At 72.7% G+C, this 19,306-nt stretch carries 18 protein-coding genes; 5 read left to right on the forward strand and 13 right to left on the reverse strand.

Annotation, left to right across the window (positions count from 1 at the left end):
- Nucleotides 1–41: 41 nt before the first annotated feature.
- The 5 genes from ACODT5_RS25110 to infC form a co-directional block, all read right to left on the reverse strand.
- Complete coding sequence (locus tag ACODT5_RS25110; RefSeq protein WP_422521522.1) at nt 42–1,349, reverse strand: sensor histidine kinase; 1,308 nt, start codon at nt 1,347–1,349, stop codon at nt 42–44.
- 56 nt (nt 1,350–1,405) lie between these two features.
- On the reverse strand, nt 1,406–2,266 hold the full coding sequence (locus ACODT5_RS25115) for a TrmH family RNA methyltransferase (protein WP_266910209.1): 861 nt from the start codon (nt 2,264–2,266) through the stop codon (nt 1,406–1,408).
- A gap of 127 nt (nt 2,267–2,393) precedes the next feature.
- On the reverse strand, nt 2,394–2,780 hold the full coding sequence (gene rplT, locus ACODT5_RS25120; RefSeq protein WP_214948116.1) for a 50S ribosomal protein L20: 387 nt from the start codon (nt 2,778–2,780) through the stop codon (nt 2,394–2,396).
- A 103-nt stretch (nt 2,781–2,883) separates the two neighbouring features.
- A complete protein-coding gene (rpmI, locus tag ACODT5_RS25125) occupies nt 2,884–3,078 on the reverse strand; it encodes a 50S ribosomal protein L35 (RefSeq protein WP_215021864.1) in 195 nt (64 codons plus the stop codon).
- 104 nt (nt 3,079–3,182) lie between these two features.
- Entirely contained in the window at nt 3,183–3,965 is a 783-nt protein-coding gene (gene infC / locus ACODT5_RS25130) for a translation initiation factor IF-3 (protein ID WP_422521523.1), read from the reverse strand.
- Nucleotides 3,966–4,288: 323 nt separating this feature from the next.
- On the opposite strand from infC, the gene ACODT5_RS25135 reads away from it, so the two are divergent.
- Entirely contained in the window at nt 4,289–4,660 is a 372-nt protein-coding gene (locus tag ACODT5_RS25135) for a DUF1844 domain-containing protein (protein WP_327251874.1), read from the forward strand.
- Nucleotides 4,661–4,742: 82 nt separating this feature from the next.
- Here ACODT5_RS25135 and ACODT5_RS25140 read toward each other — a convergent pair whose 3' ends face one another.
- From ACODT5_RS25140 to ACODT5_RS25150, 3 genes are read right to left on the reverse strand one after another with little or no spacing between them, the layout of a single operon-like run.
- On the reverse strand, nt 4,743–5,498 hold the full coding sequence (locus ACODT5_RS25140) for an SseB family protein (RefSeq protein ID WP_422521524.1): 756 nt from the start codon (nt 5,496–5,498) through the stop codon (nt 4,743–4,745).
- A 12-nt stretch (nt 5,499–5,510) separates the two neighbouring features.
- Nucleotides 5,511–6,695, reverse strand: a complete 1,185-nt coding sequence (gene mycP, locus ACODT5_RS25145) for a type VII secretion-associated serine protease mycosin (protein WP_422521525.1) — start codon at nt 6,693–6,695, stop codon at nt 5,511–5,513.
- Nucleotides 6,692–7,564 carry a hypothetical protein gene (locus tag ACODT5_RS25150; RefSeq protein WP_422521526.1) on the reverse strand — a complete coding sequence of 291 codons (873 nt, stop codon included), beginning with the start codon at nt 7,562–7,564 and terminating at the stop codon, nt 6,692–6,694. Before ACODT5_RS25150 ends, mycP begins: the two co-directional genes overlap by 4 nt.
- Before the next feature lie 252 nt (nt 7,565–7,816).
- Here ACODT5_RS25150 and ACODT5_RS25155 point away from each other — a divergent pair, with 252 nt between their 5' ends.
- Nucleotides 7,817–9,019, forward strand: coding sequence for an amino acid deaminase/aldolase (locus ACODT5_RS25155; protein WP_422521527.1), 1,203 nt, complete (start codon nt 7,817–7,819; stop codon nt 9,017–9,019).
- An 18-nt stretch (nt 9,020–9,037) separates the two neighbouring features.
- Here ACODT5_RS25155 and ACODT5_RS25160 read toward each other — a convergent pair whose 3' ends face one another.
- The 4 genes from ACODT5_RS25160 to ACODT5_RS25175 all read right to left on the reverse strand — a co-directional run bounded on the left by ACODT5_RS25160 (nt 9,038) and on the right by ACODT5_RS25175 (nt 14,145).
- A complete protein-coding gene (locus ACODT5_RS25160) occupies nt 9,038–10,330 on the reverse strand; it encodes a haloacid dehalogenase-like hydrolase (protein ID WP_422521528.1) in 1,293 nt (430 codons plus the stop codon).
- Between the two features lie 152 nt (nt 10,331–10,482).
- Complete coding sequence (locus ACODT5_RS25165) at nt 10,483–11,277, reverse strand: 3-oxoacyl-ACP reductase (RefSeq protein WP_243334068.1); 795 nt, start codon at nt 11,275–11,277, stop codon at nt 10,483–10,485.
- A 5-nt stretch (nt 11,278–11,282) separates the two neighbouring features.
- Entirely contained in the window at nt 11,283–12,647 is a 1,365-nt protein-coding gene (locus ACODT5_RS25170; RefSeq protein ID WP_422521529.1) for an aldehyde dehydrogenase family protein, read from the reverse strand.
- A gap of 118 nt (nt 12,648–12,765) precedes the next feature.
- A complete protein-coding gene (locus ACODT5_RS25175) occupies nt 12,766–14,145 on the reverse strand; it encodes a glutamine synthetase family protein (protein ID WP_422521530.1) in 1,380 nt (459 codons plus the stop codon).
- A gap of 77 nt (nt 14,146–14,222) precedes the next feature.
- On the opposite strand from ACODT5_RS25175, the gene ACODT5_RS25180 reads away from it, so the two are divergent.
- The 3 genes from ACODT5_RS25180 to ACODT5_RS25190 all read left to right on the forward strand — a co-directional run bounded on the left by ACODT5_RS25180 (nt 14,223) and on the right by ACODT5_RS25190 (nt 17,316).
- The gene (locus ACODT5_RS25180; RefSeq protein WP_422521531.1) at nt 14,223–14,969 is read left to right on the forward strand and encodes a FadR/GntR family transcriptional regulator; all 747 of its coding nucleotides are present in this window, start codon (nt 14,223–14,225) and stop codon (nt 14,967–14,969) included.
- A gap of 137 nt (nt 14,970–15,106) precedes the next feature.
- Nucleotides 15,107–16,594 (forward strand): ethanolamine permease, encoded by a 1,488-nt coding sequence (eat, locus tag ACODT5_RS25185; RefSeq protein ID WP_422521532.1) that lies wholly within the window; start codon nt 15,107–15,109, stop codon nt 16,592–16,594.
- A 29-nt stretch (nt 16,595–16,623) separates the two neighbouring features.
- The gene (locus ACODT5_RS25190) at nt 16,624–17,316 is read left to right on the forward strand and encodes a gamma-glutamyl-gamma-aminobutyrate hydrolase family protein (protein ID WP_422521533.1); all 693 of its coding nucleotides are present in this window, start codon (nt 16,624–16,626) and stop codon (nt 17,314–17,316) included.
- A gap of 1,041 nt (nt 17,317–18,357) precedes the next feature.
- Here ACODT5_RS25190 and ACODT5_RS25195 read toward each other — a convergent pair.
- Nucleotides 18,358–19,299, reverse strand: coding sequence for a LysR family transcriptional regulator (locus tag ACODT5_RS25195; RefSeq protein WP_382974332.1), 942 nt, complete (start codon nt 19,297–19,299; stop codon nt 18,358–18,360).
- Nucleotides 19,300–19,306: the final 7 nt, after the last annotated feature.

The following is a 19,306-nucleotide window of genomic DNA, read 5'->3' on the forward strand; positions in this document are numbered from 1 at the left end:
TGAAGGGGCCCGTGGGCCGCCTCGCGCGACGCTCAGCAGGTCTACTGCGTGAGGTACGCCGGGGCGCCGACGGGCAGGATAAATCGGAACTCGGCGCCGCCGCCGGGGCCGCGGCCGACCTTGATGGTGCCGCCGTGGGCTTCGACGATGCCCTTGACGATGTAGAGGCCCAGGCCGGTGCCGCCGCGCTTGCTGCCCCGCCAGAAACGGGTGAAGACGCGGCCCATCGACTCTTCGGGGATACCAGGGCCTTCATCGGTCACGGTGACGGCGGTTCCCTTCTCGGTCTTCCCCGCGGCGTTCGCGAAGTCGGTCGGCGTCACGTCGATGGTGACGGTTCCCTCGCCGTGCCGCACCGCATTTTCGAGCAGGTTGCCCAGGATCTGGTCGATCTTGTCGGGGTCCGCCCAGCAGTCGGGCAGCGGCCGGCTCACGCTGACCAGGAACCGCTCCGGGGCCTGCCCGTTCGCGGTGAGCGCCTGGACGTGGCGGCCCACGGCGGTGGAGATGTCGACCGGCTGACGGCGCACCTCCAGGCGGCCCGAGTCGATGCGGGAGATGTCCAGGAGCTCGGCGATGAGCCGGGTGACGCGGTTCGCGTCGGCGTCGACGGTCTCCAGCATCAATCGCTTCTGGTCGTCGGTGAACCGCTCCCACTTGGCGAGGAGGGTCGCCGTGAACCCCTTCACGGAGGTGAGCGGGGAGCGCAGCTCGTGCGCGACGGTGGCGATCAGCTCGGCGTGGCTGCGCTCGGTGCGCCGCCGGGCCTCCGTGCCCCGCAGGGTGACCACGAGCCGGCGCACCGGGCCCTTGGGGTGGGTGCGCACGTACCGGGCGGAGACGAGCACCTCGCGGCCGCCGGGGAGCAGGAGGTTGCGCTCGGGCTGTCCGCGCCGGGTGGCGAGGCCTCCGTAGGGGTCGGTCAGCGCCCACCAGCGGCGGCCTTCGAGGTCCTCCAGCGGGAGTGCGCGCTCGATGCCCAGGCCCAGGGCCTCCCCGGCCACGAGGGCGGTGATCCGGGCGGCGGCGGAGTTGAAGCAGATGACCCGGCCGGTGGCGTCGGCGATCACCAGCCCGTCGGGCAGGTCGTCGGGGTCGATCCCGAGCCCGGCGAACCCGCCGTGCCCGTCCGGGTCCTGCGGCGCGTCCGGCTCCCCCGCGACGGGTCCTGCGGCGCCCACGGGGCTCGCGGGCGCGGAGGGCCGGGCCTGCGGGGGCGGGGCGGTGTCGTTCTGGGGCTGCTGTACGGGCACCCGGGCGGCGGGGGCGGCGAGCTGGGGCACGGTCGTCAGGACCGGTGCGCCGGCCGCCTTGGCGGCACCTGGCGAGCTGTTCGTACCGACGGTCATGTCCCCGTACCCCACATCTCCGAGTACCACAGTGGGCCCCCCGGGCCGCCACATTACTAGCTGGGGGTCACGGAGCGGCACCCTCCGGGCGCCCGCTGTGCACGCGCGGAGGCGTACAGGCACACCGCGGCGGCCGTGGCGAGGTTCAGGCTCTCGGCCTTTCCGTGGATCGGGACCCGTACCACCGCGTCGGCGAGCGCCCTGGTCTCCTCGGGCAGGCCCCAGGCCTCGTTGCCGAAGATCCAGGCCGAGGGGGTGCCCATGGTGCCCGCGTCGAGCTCGGCGTCGAGGTCGTCCGTGCCGGCCCCGTCGGCGGCGAGGATCCGCACACCGGCCGCGCGCAGCCCCTCGACGGCCTGCTCCACGGGCACGCCCACGGCCACCGGGAGGTGGAAGAGGGAGCCCACGGAGGCGCGTACCGACTTGGGGTTGTACAGGTCCACGGAGGCGTCGGTCAGCACGACGGCGTCGGCCCCCGCGGCGTCCGCGCAGCGCAGCACCGTACCGGCGTTGCCGGGGTCGCGGACGTGGGCGAGGACGGCGACGAGCTTGGGCCGGGCCTTCAGGATCTCCTCGAACGGGGAGTCGAGGAAGTGGCAGACGCCGACCAGGCCCTGCGGGGTGACGGTCTGGGAGACCTCCGCGAGCACCTCGTCGGAGGCGTAGTGGACGCGTGCTCCGGCGGCGTACGCGGCGTCGACGATGTCGGCGTAGCGCTCGGCGGCCTCCACGGTCGCGAACAGCTCGATCAGCGTGGACTCGCCGCCGGCGCCGCGGTGCTCCACGGCCTCGCGCACGGCCTGCGGGCCCTCGGCGATGAAGCGGCGCTCCTTGGTGCGGAAATTGCGTCGCGCCAGTCGCCTGGCGGCGGCCACCCGGGTGGACCGGGGGGAGATCAGCTCGGCGGGGGTGCCCATGGCGGTCGGCTCGCTTCCGTACGTACAGCGGGTGGAACTCAGTCGAACTCGGTGCTCAACGCACCGGACCCGCAGGCGCGAGGCCTGCGGGTCCGGGCAAGTTACTGCAGCCTTGAGGGCGTGCTGCTTAGGCAGCGACCTTCGGGGCGTTGACGTCGGCCGGGAGGGCCTTCTGCGCGACCTCGACCAGCGCGGCGAACGCGTTGGCGTCGTTGACGGCCAGCTCGGCGAGGATCTTGCGGTCCACCTCGATGTTGGCGGCGTTCAGACCCTGGATGAGGCGGTTGTACGTCATGCCGTTCTGACGGGCAGCCGCGTTGATGCGCTGGATCCAGAGCCGACGGAAGTCGCCCTTGCGCTTCTTGCGGTCGTTGAAGTTGTAGACCAGGGAGTGGGTGACCTGCTCCTTGGCCTTGCGGTACAGGCGCGAACGCTGACCGCGGTAACCCTTCGCCGCCTCGAGGATTGCCCGACGCTTCTTGTGCGCGTTTACTGCCCGCTTGACGCGTGCCACTGTGTACTCCTTGTAGCGGGGCCGTGGAGGTCCTCACACGGCCCGAATTCGATGGGGTCCCGGTCTTGACGTGCTCCCGCTCCCGGCAGGGGAGCGGAGGACGTCACTTGCCGAGAAGCTTCTTGATCTTCTTGGCGTCGCCGGGGGCCATCTCCGCGGTGCCGGTCAGGCGGCGGGTGACACGGGACGACTTGTGCTCGAGCAGGTGGCGCTTGCCGGCGCGCTCACGGAGCACCTTGCCGGAGCCGGTGATCTTGAAGCGCTTCTTGGTCCCGGAGTGCGTCTTGTTCTTCGGCATAGCGCCGTTATCTCCTCGTCGGTGGCGCCCCCACCGGCCCTGGTGGGGGCCGGCTCACGGGAGCGTCATGTTGTATCGGTGATCCGAGACGGGCTGCCTCGGAATCAGGCCTGGGCAGAGGCCTCGTCGGAGGCGGCTGCCTCGTCGGTGCCGGCCTCGGCCGCCGCGTCGGTCGCTTCGTCGGAAGCGTCCACGGCGTCCACGTCCTCGGCTTCGAGTGCGGCGTTCTCCGCCTCGAGCGCGGCGTCGGCGGCCAGGGCCTCGTCACCGCTCTCGTCGCTGTGCGCAACACCCTGGCGCTCGGCCTTGCGGGCGGCCTGCGCCTCGCGGGCTTCGGCCATCGCCTCGGTCTTCTTCTTGTGCGGACCGAGAACCATGATCATGTTTCGGCCGTCCTGCTTCGGGTTCGACTCGATGAACCCGAGGTCCTCGACGTCCGAAGCCAGACGCTGCAGCAGTCGGTAGCCGAGTTCCGGCCTGGACTGCTCGCGACCACGGAACATGATCGTGATCTTGACCTTGTCGCCCTGCTTGAGGAACCGAACGACGTGACCCTTCTTGGTGTCATAGTCGTGCGGGTCGATCTTCGGCCGGAGCTTCATTTCCTTGATGACCGTGTGCGCCTGGTTCTTGCGCGCCTCACGGGCCTTCATGGCCGACTCGTACTTGAACTTGCCGTAGTCCATGAGCTTGCAGACCGGCGGGCGTGCGGACGCCGCGACCTCGACCAGGTCGAGGTCGTACTCCTGCGCGAGCTCAAGCGCCTTGGCAAGCGGCACGATGCCGACCTGCTCGCCGCTCGGGCCGACGAGTCGTACCTCGGGAACGCGAATCCGGTCGTTGATGCGGGGCTCGGTGCTGATGGATCCTCCTCGGTAGCACCACACGGCTGCCTGGAGGACAGCCGCTGACGTTTTTCCGTCAGACCGACCGCGGCGGGGAATGAAAAAAGCCCCGCCGGGCACAGGCGGGGGCTCCAATACAACCGGAGCACCGTCGCGTGCGAACCGCGGGGCGCAAAATCGGGCAGCTTTCCATCGTCCGTACGGAACGATGGATACCACCAGACCGGTGACCCGCCTCCCGTGAGGGTGGCTGGGTGGGAGAATCGGAGCCTCCACTTGTGGGCCGGGCACATAAGTGTCCGGCCGGTCGAAGTACATACTAGCACCCGCGTTGCAAGCCCGCCGCACGGCATATCGTGGGGCACATGACTGACGCGACGCCCTCCGGTTCCCCCACTGACGCTCCCGACTACGACGACCTGACCCGCGACATCGCGGACGTGCCGGCCGTCGAGGTCATCACCACGGTGGCCGTCCACCTGCTCAGCGCGGCGGCGGTCAACCTGGGCCTGGACAAGCCGGACTCCGAGTACAAGGACCTCGACGAGGCCCGCAAGCTGATCACCGCCCTGGCCGGGCTGGTCACCGCGAGCGCCACCGAGATCAGCTCCTTCCACGCCGCCCCGCTGCGCGACGGCCTGAAGTCCCTCCAGCTGGCCTTCCGCGAGGCCTCGCTGGTGCAGGACGAGCCGGGTCAGGGCCCGGGCGAGAAGTTCACGGGCCCCGTGTACGCGTAACTCCGGGACCGGTAGGAAACAGAACGCGAAGGGCGCCTCCCGAAGCCGGGGGGCGCCCTTCGCGTTCCGTCCGTTGCCGGGGTCAGCGCGTGAAGAGCGGCTCGCCCGGCGGGACCGGGGCCCCCTCCGGGAGCAGCGCCAGGTCCAGTCCGCCCACGAGGCGTGCGCGCAGGGTCTCGTCGGCCGCCAGGGCCTCGGCCACCCGGCGGGCCGCCGCCGCGGCCTGCGGTCCGGCCGCCAGCACGATCGCCAGGGTTCCGTCGGCGTCCGCGCCGCCCGGGCCCAGGTGGGCGCCGAGTACGGCCGGCTCGGCGGTCACGACGGCCCGTACGGCCTCGCGCACGGCGGGGTCGGCGAGCGGGCCGGCGTCCGTGCGGCCCTCGGCGAGCGCGAGCAGCGCGGGGCCCGCGAGCTGGTACGGGACCGGCCCGGACAGGTCGAGGACGATGGTGTCGGCCTTCTCGTGCGCGGCGGCGGCCAGCGCCTGGTGCAGCGGCACCGCCACCGGGCGGGCGGCCGGGTCCCACAGGGCCAGCGAGGCGATGGAGGTGAAGGCGGGCAGCGCCCGCCGGTCCCCCGCCCGCAGGGTGGGGACGGCCATGTCGCTGGTCTTCTCGCGCTTCAGTCCGGTCTCGGGGTCGGTCTCGACCTCGCCGAGGACCGCGACGACGGGAACCAGCAGGCGGGCGTCCTTGAGGGCCGCCAGCACCTCCGGCTCCTTGGCCCTGTCCTCGGCCCAGGCGGCCAGGGCCGCGCTCAGCCGGGGATCGGCGGAACCGTCGTCGTCGGAGAAGCCGGGGTCCGGGATGTTTTTGTTCAGCTCAGCTTTGTTCGCCACAGTTCCCCGAGCCTATCCCGCGTCGGGATCCCGCCGTCCGGCCCCGGGCCGCCGGGCCAGTGCGCCGGCCGCCACGAGCAGCGCGAGCCCCGCGGCCACGCCCGCCGGGGCTCCGAAGCGGGCCCAGAGCCCGGGATCGCGCACCGGGTCGGGACCGGCGCCGAAGTAGGTGCTCCCGCCCGCGACGGGTGTGGGCAGCACCGGCTCGGGGGACATCTCGTCGGCCTTCTGGAGGGCGGCGACCGGGTCCACCAGGCCGAAGCCGCGGGAGTCGTCGCGGCCGCCGCGCGGGGGACTGGAGGCCGTGTCCTCCAGCAGGTTCTTGATCTGCGCCGGGGACAGGTCGGGGTGGACGGCCTTGACCAGGGCGACGGCGCCCGAGACGTAGGCGGAGGCGGCACTGGTGCCCCAGCCGTTGTAGTAGGAGCGGTCGGGGTCGGCGATGACCACGTTGACGCCCGGGGCGCTGACGGTCGCGTACCAGCTCCGGGTGGAAAAGGATGCCTTCTTGTTCTCGCGGTTGACGGCCGTGACGGCGATGACTCCGGGGTAGGCGGCCGGGTACGAGATGCGGTCCCCCGACTTGCCGCCGTTGCCTGCGGAGGCGACGACGACCACGCCCTTGCCCAGCGCGTACTGGACGGCCTCGTCCTCGGCGGCCTCGTGGTGGGCGGAGCTGCTGTCGTCGCCGAGCGAGAGGTTGATCACGTCGGCGCCGTGGTCGGTGGCCCAGCGGATGCCCTCGGCGAGGGCTCCGCCCTTGCTTTCGCGGGCCTTGTCCCGGCCGGGGTCACCCTCCTCCAGGATCACCCGGACCGGGAGGATCTTCGCCGCGGGGGCGATGCCCAGGATGCCCTTCTTGCGGTCGGTGCCGTGGCCGTGCCCGGCGATGATCCCGGCCATGGCGGTGCCGTGGCGGGCCCAGGCGCGGTCGCCGCGTACGGCGCCGATGCCGACGAGGTCGGCGCCCTCCATGACCTGGCCGGCCAGGTCGGGGTGGGTCGGGTCGACCCCGGTGTCGAGGACGGCCACGGTGACCCCCTCGCCCATCGTGGTGCCCCAGGCCTCATCGGCGCGCAGGGCCAACAGCCCCCACTGGCGGTCGCGGATGGCGTCGGCAGCGGCCGGCGGCGCGGCGGTGACGGTGAGCAGGGCTCCGAGGGCGAGGGCCGCCGGGAACAGGGCGCGGCGGGTCATCGGGAGGCCTCCGGGGTCCCCGTCGGAGCCTTTGACGGCTGCGGGTCCTGCGAGTTCTGCGGGGCATTCGGGTTCTTCGACGGCTCCGCGGCCGGCCGGACCGGCTTGCCCGGAGGGGTGGTCGCGAGGGTGCGCAGGGTGCCTTCCATCAGTTCGCCGATGGCCTTGGCCTCGTGACCGAGGCCCGCCTGGGCCACGCGCCCGCGGGCGTCCTCGGCCATCTTGTCCTCCGCGGGGCTGGGGGTGTTGAGGCGGCGGCCGTCGGCGAAGGCGGACACCGTGTAGACGACGACGGGGGCTTCGGCGAGCACGGAGGCGGTCCAGGCGCCGCGGCGGTTGTCGGGGAAGCCGTAGCCGATCGGGGCGGTCAGCCGGCCGCGCAGCAAGTCCATCGCGGCGGCCTCGGCGGGGGTGAAGACCATGCCGACCGTGACGAAGGAGCTGCGGGTGGCGTCGGTGTAGGTGGCGCGGAGCACGCGGGTGCAGCCGGTCTCGGCGAACAGGGCCTGCCAGTCGGAGCCGAGCGAATCCTCGGAGCAGTCGGCGTCGGCGGCGGCGGTGATCCGGGTCCACGTCCGGTCGGCGCCGCCCGGCCCGGCGTCCTGGCCGTCGAGGACGGGCGGGAACAGGGTGTCGACGGGGGTGCTGTGCCAGAGGGACGCGGCCTTGCGGTAGGCCTCGGCGGGCGGCACGGGCCGGGACGCGGCCTGGTGGTCGGAGACCGCCTTGTAGCCGGCCGCACCGGTGAGACCGAGGCCGAGAAGGCCGCACAGGGCGGCGACGAGGACCGTTCCCGGGCGCCGCCGCGGCGGTACCTGGACGTGGTCGGGCGTGGTCAGGACCCCGCCGTGCGGTGTGGACGTAGTCATCCGGCGGCTCAGCCCCCCGTTCCCGTCGGCTGCCTGCCCTTACTTTACGCGCCCGTCGGCACCTGAAACGTCGGCCGGGAGGAGCGACAGTAAACACATTCGAACTGCCGTCTCCATATCCACATGGGGCATCCGGAGGTCGAGACCGAGATGTGACCGCGGCACCCTGCCGGCCCCCTGACCTGGCAGGGCGTCCCCCGGCCCCCGAGAACCCCCTACCCACGAGTACACCCATCTGGCAGGCTGCCGCCCATGAACTCCCCCGCCGCCGACCGGGCCCGCTACGACCGGGCCACCGCCCATCTCGACGCTCCGCTCGCCCTCGTGGACCTGGACGCGTTCGACGCCAACGCCGACGACCTCGTGCGTCGCGCCGGCGGGAAGCCGGTCCGGGTGGCGAGCAAGTCCGTACGCTGCCGCGCACTGCTCGAACGGGTCCTGGCGCGGCCCGGATTCGCCGGGATCATGTCCTACACCCTCGCCGAGTCGATCTGGCTGGCCCGCTCGGGCTTCGAGGACGTGCTCCTCGCCTACCCTTCCGCCGACCGGGCCGGCTTCGCCGAGCTGGCCGCCGATCCGAAGCTGGCCGGCGCCGTCACCGTGATGGTCGACGACCTCGCGCAGCTGGAGCTCGTGGACCGGGCCCGCGACGGCGGCGCCCAGGAGATCCGGGTCTGCCTGGAACTGGACACGGCCCTGCACCTCTTCGGCGGCCGGGTGCGCGTCGGCGCCCGCCGCTCCCCGCTGCGCGAGCCCGCCCAGCTCGCCGAGCTGGCCCGCGCCGTGAGTGCCCGGCCCGGCTTCCGGGTGGTCGGGCTGATGGGCTACGAGGGCCACGTGGCCGGGGTCGGCGACGCGCTCGCGGGGCGCCCGCTGAGGTCGCGCGCCATCCGGCTGATGCAGGGCGCGGCCCGCAAGGAGCTGGCCGCCCGCCGGGCCGAGGCCGTACGGGCCGTGCGCGCGGTGGTCCCGGACCTGGAGTTCGTCAACGGCGGCGGCACCGGCAGCGTCCAGCAGACCGCCGCCGAGGACGCGGTCACCGAGATCGCCGCCGGGTCGGGGCTGTACGTACCGCGGCTGTTCGACAACTACACCTCCTTCAGCGGCCGCCCGGCGGCGCTCTTCGCCCAGCCGGTGGTCCGCCGGCCCGGGGTCGGGGTCGTCACGGTGCTCGGCGGCGGGTACCCGGCCTCCGGCGCGCCCGGCGCGGACCGGCTGCCGGTCCCGTACCTCCCCGAGGGGCTGCGCTACGACCCGCAGGAGGGGGCCGGCGAGGTGCAGACCCCGCTGCTCGGCAGCCCGGCCGACGATCTGCTGATCGGCGACCGGGTCTGGTTCCGGCACGCGAAGGCCGGTGAACTGTGCGAGCGGTTCGACACCTTGCACCTGGTCCAGGGCGACCGGGTGACGACCTCCGCCCCGACCTACCGAGGCGAGGGCCGCACCTTCCTCTAGAACCGGCGGGCGGTCCGGCTAGAAGACGGAGTCCGTCTGGTCCGGGATGACGCTGGCGTCACCCCGGAGCACGGGCCCCGGGGTGCCGTCGCGGCCGGTGAAGCCGGTGGTCGCGCACGGGTACGGCGCGGCCTTCTGCTTCTTGGGCTGGATGAACATCGGGTTCACGATCCATTTGCCGTCGCTGTTGTCGTAGGCGCGGCACATCAGCTCGTTCTTGTTGCGGTTGACGACGAGCCGCAGCGCGGTCGCGTCCCGCAGGAACGAGATGTCGGTGTCGGAGTCGCCCGCGGCGAACACCTGGCGGCGCGCGGCCGGCTGGACCTTCTCGGCCGCGGCGCCGCGGACCCCGAAGATCTCCTTGTTGATCCAGCAGCGCTTGCCGTCGATGTACGTGATCATCGTGTCGGCGCCGTCCGCGACGGACCCGCAGCCCTGCAGGTGGGAGGTGAACTTCCCGCCGTACGTGGTGGTGTTGCGGATGCCGATGACGTGCCCGGCGTCGATGCCCACGCCCTCGGCCCACACCTCGACGACCGGCTGCGGCGAGGCCGAGCTGATCCATACGTCGAAGCCGGCCTTCTGCAGCGCGCCGACGAGGTCCTTCTGCTGGTCGTAGTAGCGCACCCAGCCGGTGGCGGTGGTGGAGCCGACCTGCTGCTGGGCGTCGACCGGGGCGGCCAGGTTCTCGGCCCGTGCGGCGGCCGTGAAGCCGCGGATCTCGCGCGCGGTCCAGCCCTGCATGAGCTGCGGCAGCCAGGCGTAGGCGGGTTCGAACGTACGGCGGTCCCAGCCGGCGAAGGCGGGGGCGGCCCCGCGGGTGGCGGCGGTGCCGTAGACGGCGTTGATCTCGTCGGCGCAGCCGGCGCCCTCCGGAGTGCCGGTGGGCAGCGGGGCGCCGGGCTTCGCGAGGGCCCCGCAGGCATCGGCCAGGGCCTGGGCGGCGGCCGGGGTGAGGTGGCGGCTGGTGCTGCTCCAGTCGCCCGCGGCGGGCTGGCGGATCTTGCCGTTGCGCAGCAGCCAGAACATCTGTGCGTCGCCCACGTCGTTCTTGACGACGGTGTTGTCCCAGTCGAAGACGGCGACGGGCTTGTTGCGGTTCGGCCGGTACGGGTTGCACGTGCCGTAGTCCTGGACGAGCTGCTGGAGCCGGGCCTGGTTGTCCCCGTACCAGCCGGCCTTCAGCTGCGGGGTGGTGCAGTGGGCGCGGTCCGCCTGGGCGGCGGGTGCGGCGGCCACGAGGGTGCCGGCGGCTATCGCGACGGCAGCGCCGACGGCCTGGAGCCGTCGCACGGAACTGGGTCGGGTCACTGAGGTGGGTTCTCCTGGTTCTTCTTCAAGATCGTCGCGGACGGAGGAGCACGACAGCCGGGCGTCTTGCGACGCCCGGCTGTCGGGGAGGTGCGGTCCGGGTGACCCCTGGCGCCGGCAGGCCGCGCGGCCTGCCGGGGGCCCACGGGGGCCTAGAGGGGGGTGACGTACGCGCCGGAGATGCCGCCGTCGACCAGGAAGTCGGTGGCGTTGATGAAGGAGGAGTCGTCGCTCGCGAGGAAGGCGACGGCGGCGGCGATCTCGGTGGGCTCGGCGAACCGGCCCAGCGGGATGTGCACGATCCGGCGGGCGGCGCGCTCCGGGTCCTTGGCGAACAGCTCCTGCAGGAGCGGGGTGTTGACGGGCCCCGGGCAGAGCGCGTTGACGCGGATGCCCTCGCGGGCGAACTGCACGCCGAGCTCGCGGGACATGGCGAGCACGCCGCCCTTGGAGGCGGTGTAGGAGATCTGCGAGGTGGCGGCGCCCATCCGGGCCACGAAGGAGGCGGTGTTGATGATGGAGCCCCGGCCCTGGCGCTGCATGTAGGGCAGGGCCGCCTTGCAGCAGAGGTAGACGGAGGTGAGGTTGACGTCCTGGACCCGCTTCCAGGCCTCCAGGCCCGTGGTGAGGATCGAGTCGTCGTCCGGGGGCGAGATGCCGGCGTTGTTGAAGGCGATGTCCACGGAGCCGTAGGTGTCGAAGGCGGTCTTGAACAGTGCCTCGACCTCCTCCGGGCTGGTGACGTCGACCTTGACGAAGGTGCCGCCGACCTCCTCGGCGGCGGCCTTGCCCGCGGTCTCGTCGATGTCGCCGCAGACGACGTTGGCGCCTTCGGAGGCCAGCCGGCGGGCGGTGGCGAGGCCGATGCCGCTGCCGGCTCCGGTGATGACGGCGGTGCGGCCGACCAGGCGGCGGCAGACGATCTCTTCGGTGGGCTCGATGCTCATGTTCTTCAGGCCTCCGTGCTGATGAAGACGTTCTTGGTCTCGGTGAAAGCGGTGAGGGAGTCGGGTCCGAGCTCGCGCCCGAGTCCGGACTGCTTGTAGCCGCCGAAGGGGGTCCAGTAGCGGACGCTGCTGTGGGAGTTGACCGACAGGTTGCCCGCGGCGACGGCGCGCGAGACGCGCAGCGCGCGGCCCACGTCGCGGGTCCACAGGGAGCCGGCGAGGCCGTAGTCGGTGGCGTTGGCCAGCCTTACGGCGTCCTCCTCGTCCTCGAAGGGCAGGACGACGGCGACCGGCCCGAAGACCTCCTCGGTGGCCACGGCGGCGGTGGGGTCGACGCCGGTGACGAGGGTCGGGGGGTACCAGAAGCCGGGACCCTCGGGGGCGGTGCCCCGGACGACCGTGAGGTCGGCGGTGACGTAGGACCGTACGCGGTCCAGCTGGGCCCGTGAGATCAGCGGTCCCAGCTGCGTGTTCTCGTCGTACGGGTCGCCGACGACCACCTTCTCCACGGCGGGCACGAGCAGTTCCATGAACCGGTCGTAGACGGAGCGCTGTACGAGGATCCGCGTGCGGGCGCAGCAGTCCTGCCCGGTGTTGTCCAGGAAGGACATCGGGGCCGCGGCCGCCGCCGCCTCCAGGTCCGCGTCGGCGAAGACGATGTTGGGGTTCTTGCCGCCGAGTTCGAGGGTGAGCCGCTTCACCCGGTCGGCGCACTTGGCCATGATCCGCTTGCCGGTCCGGGTGGAGCCGGTGAACACGATCTTGGCCACCCCCGGGTGCTCGACGAGGGCGTCGCCCGCCACGTCGCCCCGGCCGGGCAGCACCTGGAACAGGTGCTCGGGGAGTCCGGCCTCCAGGGCGAGCTCGGCGAGGCGCAGCGCGGTGAGCGGGGTGGTCTCGGCGGGCTTGAGGATGACCGCGTTGCCCGCGGCCAGCGCCGGGGCCAGGCCCCAGGCGGCGATCGGCATGGGGAAGTTCCACGGCGCGATCACGCCGATGACGCCGAGGGGTTCGAGGAAGGTGACGTCGATGCCGCCGGCGACGGGGATCTGGCGGCCGGAGAGCCGTTCCACTCCCCCGGCGGCGAAGTCGAGCACGTCACGGACGTTGCCGGCTTCCCAGCGGGCGTTGCCGATGGTGTGGCCCGCTTCCCGGACCTCCAGCTGTGCCAGTTCCTCGATGTGCCCGTCGACGACCGAGGCGAAGCGGCGCAGCAGCCTGGCCCGGTCGCCGGGGGCGGCGGCCGCCCAGGTCCGCTGAGCCGCGGTGGCCCGTACGACGGCGGCGTCGACGTCGTCCCGTGTGGCGGCCGGGACGACGGCGACGAGTTCCTCGGTGGCCGGATTCAAGACTTCCAGCGCATCGGACACGTGGTGGCCTTTCAGACGTTCGGGTGCGGTGGGTGCGGTGGGTCCGGTAATGCGGTGCTGCGGGGCGCGAGGGCCGGCGGATGCCGGGACGGCTCCGGTCCTGGCCCCGGGCCCGGGCCTAGAGGCGTTCGAAGGAGCGGCGCAGTTCCCAGTCGGTGACGGCGGAGTCGTACGCGTCCAGTTCGACGCGGGCCATGTTCCGGTAGTGGGCGACGACCTCGGGGCCGAAGGCGGCCTTGGCGATCTCGCTGTTCTCCCAGAGCTCGGCGGCCTCGCGCAAGGTGGTGGGGACGTGCGCGAAGTCGGCGGTGTAGGCGTTGCCGGCGCAGGCCTCGGGCAGCTCCAGCCGGTTCTCGATGCCGTAGATCCCGGCCGCGACCAGGCCGGCGACGGCGAGGTACGGGTTGACGTCGCCGCCGGGCAGGCGGTTCTCGAAGCGCATGGAGCGGCCGTGGCCGACCACTCGGAGCGCGCAGGTCCGGTTGTCCACGCCCCAGGCGACGGCGGTCGGTGCGAAGGATCCCGGCTGGAAACGCTTGTAGGAGTTGATGTTGGGGGCGTAGAGAAGGGAGAAGTCGCGCAGCGCGGCGAGCTGGCCGGCCAGGAAGTGGCGCATCACGGGTGACATACCGCCGTGGTCGTGCCCGTCCGGGCCGTCATCGGCCATCGCGCTGCGTCCGTCGGCGTCGTTGAGCGAGAGGTGGATGTGACAGGAGTTGCCCTCGCGCTCGTCGAACTTGGCCATGAAGGTCAGCGAGACGCCCTCCTGGGCGGCGATCTCCTTGGCCCCCGTCTTGTAGACGGAGTGCTGGTCGCAGGTGGTCAGCGCCTCGTCGTAGCGGAAGACGATCTCGTGCTGGCCGAGGTTGCACTCGCCCTTGGCCGACTCGACGACCAGGCCGGCGGCCTGCATCTCGTTGCGGATGCGGCGCAGCAGGGGTTCGACGCGGCCGGTCCCGAGGAGGGAGTAGTCGGTGTTGTACTGGTTGGCGGGGGTCAGGCCGCGGTAGTCGGAGTTCCAGGCCTGCTCGTAGGTGTCCAGGAAGACCATGAACTCCAGCTCGGTGCCCACCATCGCGGTGTAGCCGTGTTCGCCGAGGCGTTCGAGCTGGCGGCGCAGGATCTGCCGGGGTGCGGCGACGACGGGCGAGCCGTCGTTCCAGGCGAGGTCGGCGAGGATGAAGGCGCTGCCCGGGTTCCAGGGGATCCGGCGCAGGGTGGCGAGGTCGGGGTGCATGGCGAAGTCGCCGTAGCCCCGGTCCCAGGAGGACATCTCGTATCCGTCGACGGTGTTCATCTCCGTGTCGACGGCGAGGAGGTAGTTGCAGCCCTCGGTGCCGTGCTGGAGGACCTCGTCGAGGAAGAACTGTGCGGCGAACCGCTTGCCCTGAAGGCGCCCCTGCATGTCGGGGAAGCCCAGGACCACTGTGTCGATTTCACCGCTGGCGACGAGAGCGCGGAGCTCCTCGGGCGAAAGCGGCGGCTTGCGGTCTACCACGGGATTCTCTCCTTCGGTGAGCCGAGTAGGCCTAAGGTATTGAATAGAACCATTGCTTGGGAAGGGGAGGAGGCGAGATGACCGATACGGCGAGCGAGGACGAGGCGACCCGGCGGCTCAATCCCGTACTGCGACAGGTGCGGGCGGGCAACGGTTTCGAGGAGGCGCTGGAGCAGATCCTCCAGGTGGTCCGGCTCGGACTGGTGCCGGGCGGGGAACGGCTTCCGCCGGAGCGCGAGTTGGCCGAGCGCATGGGGATCAGCCGGGTGACGCTCCGCGAGGTGCTGAAGGTACTCCAGGACCAGGGCCTGGTGGAGGCCCGGCGCGGGCGCTATGGCGGAACGTTTGTGCTGCCCCGCCCCGACACACCGGCCGGGGGCACCGAGGAGGAGCTGCGGCGCCGGGTCGCGGGCGTGGACATCGAGGACGTGCTGCGCTTCCGCGAGGTCCTGGAGGTGGGAGCGACCGGCCTGTGCGCCTCCCAGGGGCTGTCGGAGCGGGACACCGACCGGCTGCTCGGGGCGCTGACCGCCACCCACGACGCCCCGCTGCCCGACTACCGCCGCCAGGACACCCTCTTCCACCTCACCCTGTGCGAACTCGCCGGATCCGCCACCCTGACGGCCCAGTACGCGGCCGTCCGGGCCACCGTGAACGACCTGCTGGACTGCATTCCGCTGCTGGTGCGCAACCTGGAGCACTCGCAGCAGCAGCACAGCACGCTGGTGGAGGCGGTGCTGGACCGCGACCCGGAGGCGGCGCGCGAGGTGATGCGCGAGCACTGCTGTGGCACGGCGGCCCTGCTGCGGGGGTTCCTGACCTGAAGGTGCCCCGCCTCGACCGGCTCGACCGGCTCGACCGAGAGGCATTCGTAACCCCCGTTTAACGCAGGGGTCTTGCGCCCGCCATGCCCGAGCGGCAAAGGTACGCCCCACAACCATTGCCCTAGGCAGGAGCGCACATGGCCGACGACACCGGCGCACGGCTGGCAGCCGTGCCCGAACCCACCTCGTCCCCCGAGAACGCCGCCCCCGGGAAAGGCGCCGACGGTTACCTGGAGCGCCGCACCCTGCGCCGCGGCAGCGCCGGCTGGCTGCTGCTGACCGGTCTCGGCGTCGCGTACGTGGTCTCCGGCGATTTCTCCGGCTGGAACATCGGCCTCGCCCAGGGCGGTTTCGGCGGCCTCGCCATCGCCACCGTCCTGATGGGCGTGATGTACGCCTGCCTGGTCTACTCGCTCGCCGAGCTGTCGGCGATCCTGCCGACCGCGGGCGGCGGTTACGGTTTCGCCCGCCGGGCGCTCGGCACCTGGGGCGGCTTCCTCACCGGCACCGCGATCCTCATCGAATACATCCTCGCCCCCGCCGCCATCGCCATCTTCATCGGCGACTACGTGGAGTCCCTCAACCTCTTCGGCCTCACCTCGGGCTGGCCGGTCTACCTCGCCTGCTTCGTCGTCTTCATCGGCATCCACCTGTGGGGCGTGGGCGAGGCGCTCAGCTTCTCGCTGGTCGTCACCGCCATCGCCGTGATCGCGCTGGTCGTCTTCGCCGTCGGCGCCTTCACCCAGTTCGACCCCGCCAACCTCGACAACATCGCCGTCGACACCACCGCCGCCGGGGCGAGCTCCTGGCTGCCGCTGGGCATCCTCGGCATCTGGGCCGCCTTCCCCTTCGGCATGTGGTTCTTCCTCGGGGTCGAGGGCGTGCCGCTGGCCGCCGAGGAGGCCAAGGACCCGGTCCGCTCGGTACCGCGCGCCCTGTCGATCTCCATGGGCATCCTGGTCCTGCTCGCCCTGGTCACCTTCCTCGCCTCCACCGGTGCGCGCGGAGCCGACGCCATCAAGGACGCGGGCAACCCGCTCGTCGTCGCCCTGGAGGGCGACCCCGGCCTCTCCTGGCTGAAGACCTTCGTCAACTACGCGGGCCTGGCCGGGCTGGTGGCCTCCTTCTTCTCCCTCATCTACGCCGGCTCCCGCCAGCTGTTCGCCCTCTCCCGGGCGGGCTACCTCCCGCGCTTCCTGTCCCTGACCTCGAAGCGCAAGGCCCCGTACCTGGGCCTGCTCATCCCCGGCGCCATCGGCTTCGCGCTGGCCGCCGCCACCGGCAACGGCCCGCGCATGCTGAACATGGCGGTCTTCGGCGCGACCATCTCGTACGCCCTCATGGCCCTCTCCCACATCGTGCTGCGGCGCCGCGAGCCCGGCCTGGAGCGCCCGTACCGCACTCCGGGCGGCATCGCGACCTCCACGGTCGCCTTCGTCCTCGCCCTCTCGGCGCTGGTCGCCACCTTCCTGGTGGACAAGGACGCGGCGTTCATCGCACTGGCCGTGTACGCCGTCGCCCTCGCCTACTTCGCGTTCTACAGTCGGCACCACCTGGTGGCCTCCGCGCCCGAGGAGGAGTTCGCGGCGCTGGCGGAAGCCGAGGCCGAGCTCTCCCGCGACTGACCCGCCCTTCCCCTCCCGGAGGTAGTCCCGTGCCCAGGCCGCTCATCGGCATCACCACCTACGTCGAACAATCCACCCGCTACGGGGTGTGGGACGTCCCGACGGCCCTCATCCCCACCGGGTACTACGAGCTCGTCCAGGCCTCGGGCGGCACCGCCGTCCTGCTCCCGCCGGACGAACCGGAGGCGGCGGCGGAGGTGCTCGGCCGACTGGACGGCCTGGTCGTGGCGGGCGGCCCGGACGTGGACCCGGTCCGGTACGGAGCTCCGCGCGATCCCCGTACCGGACCGGCGGCAACCCTGCGCGACGCGTGGGAACTCTCCCTGATCTCCGCCGCCCTGGCCTCGGGCACGCCCCTGCTCGGCATCTGCCGCGGCATGCAGGCGCTGAACGTGGCCCTGGGCGGCACCCTGATCCAGCACGTCGACGGCCACGTGGCGAGCCCGGGCGTGATCTCCTGGCACCCGGTCCGCCCGGTCCCCGGCACGCTGTACGCGGCGCTGGTCCCGGAGGAATCGGAGGTCCCGACCTACCACCACCAGGCGGTGGACCGCTTGGGCCGGGGCCTGATCGCCTCCTCCCACGCCACGGACGGCACGGTGGAGTCCATCGAACTCCCCGCCCCCTCCCCCTGGACCCTGGGCGTCCAATGGCACCCGGAGCTGGACAAGGACACCCGAGTCATGTCGGCCCTGATCACAGCGGCCTCCACCCACCTGTGATCCGGGCCGACCGACCACGGTCTCCGGCCCCCCTCCCGGCCTTCCAGCCGTCCGGCGTTTGAGGACCGGGGTCCGGGGCCTTTCAGCCGTCCGGCGTTTGAGGACCGGGGTCCGGGGCCTTTCAGCCGTCCGGCGTTTGAGAACCGGGGTCCGGGGCCTTTCAGCCGTCCGGCGTTTGAGGACCGGGGTCCGGGGCGGAGCCCCGGGAGGTCCGGGCGCAGCCCGGTACCCCTCCCTCCAGCCCGTCCGGCGCTTGAGGACCGGGTCAGGGGCAGCGCCCTGGGACACCCAGCCCCGCCGGCGTTTGAGGCGCAGGTCCGGGCAGCGCCCGGGGAACGGTGGAAGGGCGGGTAGGGGACAACTCCGCGCCGGCCCCCGGGTACGGGGCGGGGGCGGCCACGAGGGGGGCGAAGTCCCCTACCCGCCCTTCCACCGTTCCCCGGGGCTCCGCCCCGGACCCCGTGGGCGCAGGTCCGCCGTCGGACCCACCCCCGCCTCCAGGCCAGGTCGACACCAGATACACGCCGGGCCACCCCCGTGCCCAAGCCTGGTCGGCATAAGACCTACGCCGGACCACCCCCGCGCCCAAGCCTGGTCGGCGCCGCACCCGCACCGGGCCACACCACCCCCGCAGCGTCAGCGCCGGACTCGCACCGGGGCACCCCACACCCACACCCGCGCCGGCGCCACATCAGCACCTGGTCCGCGCCACGTCAGCGCCGGGTCGGCCGGCCCGGCACGGCGTCCGCGCCCGGCCCACTGGGCCGACACGGCGGCAGCGCCGCTTCCCCAGGACCAAGCCCGCGTCCAAAACCGGTCAGCGCCAGGCCCACAGGGCCAACGCCACGTCACCCCCGCGTCAGCGCTGGGTCAGGGCCCCGTCAGCCGCAGGTCAGGGCCGGGACCGCGCCGCGCCAGCCCCTGGCCAGGGCCAGGGCTCGGGCCAGGGCTCGGGCTCGGGCTCGGGCTCGGGCTCGGGCAGGGGCAGGGGCAGGGGCAGGGGCAGCGTCAGCCTCGGGCCAGGGCTCGGGCAGCCCCGGGTCAGCGCCGGGTCAGCGAGAGCAGGTCCCGCGCCGGGCCCGCCGGCCGCGCCCCCGCGGGCCACACCGCCCGGAGCTCTCGCTCCAGCCCTGCGCCGAGCACCGGCACGGACACCAGCCGTCGCCCCGCCATCTCGTCCCCGACCGCCAGTTCCGACAGCACGCACGGCCCGGCCCCGCTGACCGCCGCCGCCTTCACCGCGGTGGTGGAGGCCAGTTCCAGCAGCGGCTCCGCCAGCCCCCCGCACCCGGCCAGCGCCGCGTCCAGGACCTGCCGGGTCCCCGACCCCCGCTCCCGCAGGATCAGCGGGGTCGCCGCCAGCTCGGCCGGTTCCACCCCGCGCGTGCGCCGGGCCCAGGGGTGCCCGGGGGCCACCGCCACCACGAGGCGGTCCTGCGCGATGACCACCGAGTCCAGTCCCTCCGGCACGCTCAGCCCCTCCACGAAGCCGAGGTCCGCCTCGTGCGCGAGCACCCGCTCCGCCACCACCGCCGAGTTCCCCGCGTGCAGCGACACCGCCGTGTCCGGCCGCTGCCCGCGCAGCGCGATCAGCCAGCCGGGCAGCAGGTACTCCGCGATGGTCATGCTGGCGGCGACCCGCAGCCGGGAGTCCCGGCGGCCCCGTAGCGCCTGCGCGCCCGCGTCGAAGGCCTCGGCCGCCTCGACCACCCGCCGGGCCCAGTCCGTGACCAGCGCACCTTCCGCGGTCAGTGTCGACCCGCGCGGGGAGCGGTCCACGAGGGCGACCCCGAGCCGGGTCTCCATCGCCCGGATCCGGCTGCTGGCGGCGGGCTGCGTGATCCCGAGCCGCCGCGCGGCGGCGCTCAGACTGCCCACGCGCGCGACCGCGAGCAGCAGTTCCATGGCCCCCAGGTCCGGGACCCGGTGTGCCAGCGGAAGCTGCCCCTCGACCCACTCCTCATTACCGTGCCCATTACCCATAACTTCA

It is taken from the genome of Streptomyces tatrensis, assembly GCF_049310065.1.
Taxonomy (GTDB): Bacteria; Actinomycetota; Actinomycetes; order Streptomycetales; family Streptomycetaceae; genus Streptomyces.

Coding starts and splice junctions, on each gene's coding strand:
- ACODT5_RS25110 (WP_422521522.1), bottom strand. CDS start 1,349: ATGACCGTCGGTACGAACAGCTCGCCAGGTGCCGCCAAGGCGGCCGGC.
- ACODT5_RS25115 (WP_266910209.1), bottom strand. CDS start 2,266: ATGGGCACCCCCGCCGAGCTGATCTCCCCCCGGTCCACCCGGGTGGCC.
- rpmI (WP_215021864.1), bottom strand. CDS start 3,078: ATGCCGAAGAACAAGACGCACTCCGGGACCAAGAAGCGCTTCAAGATC.
- ACODT5_RS25135 (WP_327251874.1), top strand. CDS start 4,289: ATGACTGACGCGACGCCCTCCGGTTCCCCCACTGACGCTCCCGACTAC.
- mycP (WP_422521525.1), bottom strand. CDS start 6,695: ATGACCCGCCGCGCCCTGTTCCCGGCGGCCCTCGCCCTCGGAGCCCTG.
- ACODT5_RS25150 (WP_422521526.1), bottom strand. CDS start 7,564: ATGACTACGTCCACACCGCACGGCGGGGTCCTGACCACGCCCGACCAC.
- ACODT5_RS25155 (WP_422521527.1), top strand. CDS start 7,817: ATGAACTCCCCCGCCGCCGACCGGGCCCGCTACGACCGGGCCACCGCC.
- ACODT5_RS25165 (WP_243334068.1), bottom strand. CDS start 11,277: ATGAGCATCGAGCCCACCGAAGAGATCGTCTGCCGCCGCCTGGTCGGC.
- ACODT5_RS25180 (WP_422521531.1), top strand. CDS start 14,223: ATGACCGATACGGCGAGCGAGGACGAGGCGACCCGGCGGCTCAATCCC.
- eat (WP_422521532.1), top strand. CDS start 15,107: ATGGCCGACGACACCGGCGCACGGCTGGCAGCCGTGCCCGAACCCACC.
- ACODT5_RS25195 (WP_382974332.1), bottom strand. CDS start 19,299: ATGGGTAATGGGCACGGTAATGAGGAGTGGGTCGAGGGGCAGCTTCCG.